Origin of the sequence: uncultured Campylobacter sp., from assembly GCF_938018145.1 — a bacterium.
Taxonomy (GTDB): Bacteria; Campylobacterota; Campylobacteria; order Campylobacterales; family Campylobacteraceae; genus Campylobacter_A.
Genome location: NZ_CALIII010000158.1, coordinates 1 through 4,210, shown reverse-complemented (window position 1 = coordinate 4,210; position 4,210 = coordinate 1). Strand labels below are relative to the sequence as shown.

At 50.2% G+C, this 4,210-nt stretch carries 5 protein-coding genes; all 5 read left to right on the top strand.

Going from position 1 to position 4,210, the window contains the following annotated elements; translation table 11 throughout:
- On the top strand, positions 1-572 hold a 572-nt coding region (locus Q0338_RS03560; protein ID WP_298085560.1), incomplete at its 5' end, for a DNA adenine methylase.
- A gap of 112 nt (positions 573-684) precedes the next feature.
- Entirely contained in the window at positions 685-1,791 is a 1,107-nt protein-coding gene (recA, locus tag Q0338_RS03555) for a recombinase RecA (RefSeq protein ID WP_122862405.1), read from the top strand.
- A 4-nt stretch (positions 1,792-1,795) separates the two neighbouring features.
- Positions 1,796-3,046 carry a phosphopyruvate hydratase gene (gene eno / locus Q0338_RS03550; RefSeq protein WP_298085559.1) on the top strand — a complete coding sequence of 417 codons (1,251 nt, stop codon included), beginning with the start codon at positions 1,796-1,798 and terminating at the stop codon, positions 3,044-3,046.
- Positions 3,043-3,312: a hypothetical protein gene (locus tag Q0338_RS03545; RefSeq protein ID WP_002953583.1), complete on the top strand. Its 270-nt coding sequence runs from the start codon at positions 3,043-3,045 to the stop codon at positions 3,310-3,312. Before eno ends, Q0338_RS03545 begins: the two co-directional genes overlap by 4 nt.
- A 33-nt stretch (positions 3,313-3,345) precedes the next feature.
- Positions 3,346-4,089: an AMIN domain-containing protein gene (locus Q0338_RS03540; protein ID WP_298085558.1), complete on the top strand. Its 744-nt coding sequence runs from the start codon at positions 3,346-3,348 to the stop codon at positions 4,087-4,089.
- The last annotated feature ends 121 nt before the right edge of the window (positions 4,090-4,210 follow it).

The following is a 4,210-nucleotide window of genomic DNA, read 5'->3' as shown; positions in this document are numbered from 1 at the left end:
GTATTTTCAAGGGTTTTCATAAAAACAAGGACGGCCTTGGGCAGTTTGGCGGACGCGGCAAACACGCGCTATCTCGCATCACGGCCGACATTAGCTTGCTTAAGCCCGTTTTTTCAAATTTTAACGTCGAATTTGAAGTGCAAAGACGAGACGCCGAGGGGCTTGCCGCCGAGCTTCCGCCGCTTGATCTAGTCTATCTTGATCCGCCTTATAACCAGCACCCCTACGGCTCGAACTACTTTATGTTAAATTTGATCGCTAGCTACGAGCGTCCGAGCGAAATCTCGCGGGTTTCGGGTATCGCTAGGGGCTGGAACCGCTCGGTTTTTAATCAAAAATCAGCCGCCGCGCCCGCGTTTTTCGAGCTAATCTCAAAGCTAAAAGCTAAATTCGTGCTCATCTCGTTTAACTCCGAGGGCTTCATCGCGCGCGAGGAATTTAGCCAAAATTTAGCAAGGCTCGGCGAAGTGCAAATTTTGGAGCAAAAATACAACGCCTTTCGCGGTAGTAGAAATCTAGCCAGCCGTCCGACGCACGTGAGCGAGCTGCTTTACGTTTTAAAAAAGGCGTAAATTTAGGCTAAATTTGACCGCGCCCAAACCCGTCTCAAATTTGCGCGAATAATCAAAAATTCATCTCAAATTTGATAAAATCAGCACGATTATTTTAAATTTAAGGAAGCCGATGGCAAAAGAAAAAGAAGAGAAAAAGATAGTCCCGCCGACAAACGATTCGGACAAGAAAAAGGCCTTAGACGCGGCTTTAAAGCAGATAGATAAAGCGTTCGGCAAGGGTACGCTAATCCGCCTGGGCGACAAACAGGTCGAGGCCATAGATAGTATCTCTACGGGTTCGCTAGGACTTGACCTAGCCCTTGGTATCGGCGGTATCCCAAAGGGCCGTATTATCGAGGTTTACGGGCCTGAGAGCTCGGGTAAAACGACTCTGACGCTACATATCATCGCCGAAGCGCAAAAAGCCGGAGCTACGTGCGCCTTTATCGACGCCGAGCACGCGCTAGACGTGAAATACGCGGCAAATTTGGGCGTAGATACCGAAAATCTCTACGTTAGCCAGCCCGATTTTGGCGAGCAGGCGCTAGAAATCGTAGAAAACCTCGCTAGAAGCGGCGCGGTCGAGCTGATCGTCGTTGATAGCGTCGCGGCGCTAACGCCAAAAAGCGAGATCGAGGGCGACATGGGCGATCAGCACGTAGGTCTGCAGGCTCGTCTAATGAGTCAGGCGCTGCGCAAACTAGCCGGCGTCGTGCACAAGATGAACACGACCGTGATCTTTATCAACCAAATTCGTATGAAAATCGGAGCGATGGGCTACGGCACTCCTGAGACCACTACGGGCGGTAACGCGCTTAAATTTTACGCCTCAGTGCGCCTAGACGTGCGAAAAATCGCCACGCTAAAACAAAACGAAGAGCCTATCGGCAACCGCACGAAGGTAAAAGTCGTGAAAAACAAAGTTGCGCCTCCGTTTAAAACGGCGGAATTCGACATAATGTTCGGCGAGGGTATCAGCCGCGACGGCGAGATCATCGACTACGGCGTGAAGCTCGATATCATCGACAAAAGCGGCGCGTGGTTTAGCTACAAAGCCGCCAAAATCGGCCAAGGCCGCGAAAACGCAAAAGCCTATCTCAAAGAACACCCCGAGATATCAGACGAGATCGTAGCTACGATAAAAAGCTCGATCGGCCTAGATAAGCTAATAAGCGGCGCGGGCGGCAAAGATAGCGACGACGAAAGCGAAAGCATAGAAGAAAATACGGAGGAATAAAACAATGGTATTTATAGAAGACGTAACCGCGATAGAAGTGCTTGATAGCCGCGGCAACCCGACCGTGAAGGCGACCGTAGCTCTAAGCGACGGCACCGTAGCAAGCGCGATAGTCCCAAGCGGCGCAAGCACGGGCAAACGCGAGGCACTGGAGCTTCGCGATAAAGACGAAAGATACTGCGGCAAGGGCGTGCTAAAGGCGGTAGAAAACGTAAATTCGCAGATCGCGGAGGCCGTGATCGGGCTGGATGCCTTTGATCAAAAGGCGCTTGATGACGAGATGCGCGAGCTTGACGGCACCGATAACTACTCAAATTTGGGCGCAAACGCGGTGCTTGGCGTATCTATGGCGGTAGCTCGCGCGGCGGCAAAGAGCCTTGACGTGCCTTTATACCGCTACCTAGGCGGCGCAAACGCTACTGTGCTTCCGGTGCCGATGTTTAATATTATCAACGGCGGCGCGCACGCAAACAACAGCGTGGATTTTCAAGAATTTATGATTATGCCGTTTGGTTTTGATAAATTTAGCGACGCACTGCGAGCGGCGACGGAGATTTACCACACGCTAAAAGGCCTTCTAAACGCGGCGGGTCACAGCACAGCCGTGGGCGACGAGGGCGGATTTGCGCCAAATTTAAACGATAACGAAGAGCCGATCAAACTAATCATGCAAGCCATCGAAAAAGCGGGCTACAAGGCAGGCGAGCAGATCAAGCTAGCCCTTGACGTCGCAGCTAGCGAGCTGTACGAAAACGGCAAATATAAGCTAGAAGGCAAGGAATTTAGCAGCGAAGAGCTGATAGAGCGATACGCACAGCTTTGCGAGAAGTATCCGATATTTTCGATCGAAGACGGCCTAAGCGAGGACGACTGGGCGGGCTGGGCGAAGCTAACGAGCAAGCTTGGCTCTAAAGTGCAGCTCGTGGGCGACGATCTATTTGTAACGAACGAGAAAATTTTGCGCGAAGGCATCGCCAAAGGCGTAGGCAACGCGATTTTAATAAAACCAAATCAAATCGGCACCGTAAGCCAAACTATGCAGACGATCCGCCTAGCGCAGCGCAAAGGCTACCGCTGCGTGATGAGCCACAGAAGCGGCGAGAGCGAGGATAGCTTTATCGCGGACTTCGCCGTCGCGATGAATACGGGCCAAATCAAAACGGGCGCGACCTCAAGAAGCGAACGCAACGCCAAATACAACCGCCTGCTTGAGATCGAGCGCGAGACGGACGAGTTTTTGGGAAATCAAATTTGAGCGAAGTCCTAGACGAATACGTCGAGAAAAAGCCGTTTGATTTCAGGCTTTTTCTCAGATTTACGCTTATAGCGTTTTGCGTGATATGTTTTGGTATCTACGTGGGCAACATAATCTTTGGCAAGCGCTCGCTAGACGTGATGCTAAGCCTACAAGAGCAAAAAACGCAACTAGAACGCGACGTCGAAACGCTAAAAAAACAAAACGCCCAGCTGCAAAAGGCGTATTTCGAGCTAAAAGAGCTTGAGCCAAGCAGCGGCGGGTAAATTTAGCTTTATAAATTTAAAAACGGGGGAGTTATGAAAATCGGTAAAATTTGGCTTTTGGCGCTGGCCTGCGGGCTGGCTTTTGGCAGAGAAAATCCTTTTGCGCCCTCGGGCGATGTAAACGCGAGCATGGCTAGCAGCAACGTTGTGGAAAATTTGCCGCCTTTTGAGAAGCAAAATTTCAAATTTCCCGCCGACGCTAGAAACTTCATCTCCGTCACGCTAAAATACAAAAGCCTCGACGGCAGTATCAAGGAAAAAACCGTCGATATAAACAAAAGCATCTCGTGGCAGGATGAGTTTTTGCTAAGTAAGATCGCAGTACCCGTCGTCGTAGAAAAGCCCGACGTCTCGGTCACTAAAGAGGAGCCAAAAGCCGCCGCGATAGACGTCGCGCCAAAGCCTACCGAGCGCAATATGACAACACAAGAGCCGCTAAAAGACGTCGTCATAAAACCGCTTGAAAAGCCGCAACCGCAAAAGCAAATCGTCTATAAGCAGACGAAATTTGAGATCTATCCGATGCAGATTAAAATCCTCACGACCGACGAGAAGCTAAAGGACTATTCTATCAGCAAAGGCACCAAGGTCGTGATCGACTTCGCCTCGCAAACGGACGTAAATACGAGAAAAGACGAGCTTGACTGCGGCGCGTTTAAAACGGCGCTTTTTGGCTCGCACGGCAAATTTTACCGCGTAGTTTTTGATCTCGACGGCAGCTACAAGCACGAGATCGAAAAGACGCAGGACGGCTATCTGCTAAAGCTATCTAGATAAATTTGATTTTTACGCGCCGATCTTTGAGCGTGTAAATTTGAGCCGATAATTTCTTGCGGCGAGGGTTAAATTTGAGCCTTCGCCGCTCTTTTTTTTAAATTCGGCTTTCAAATTTAGCCGA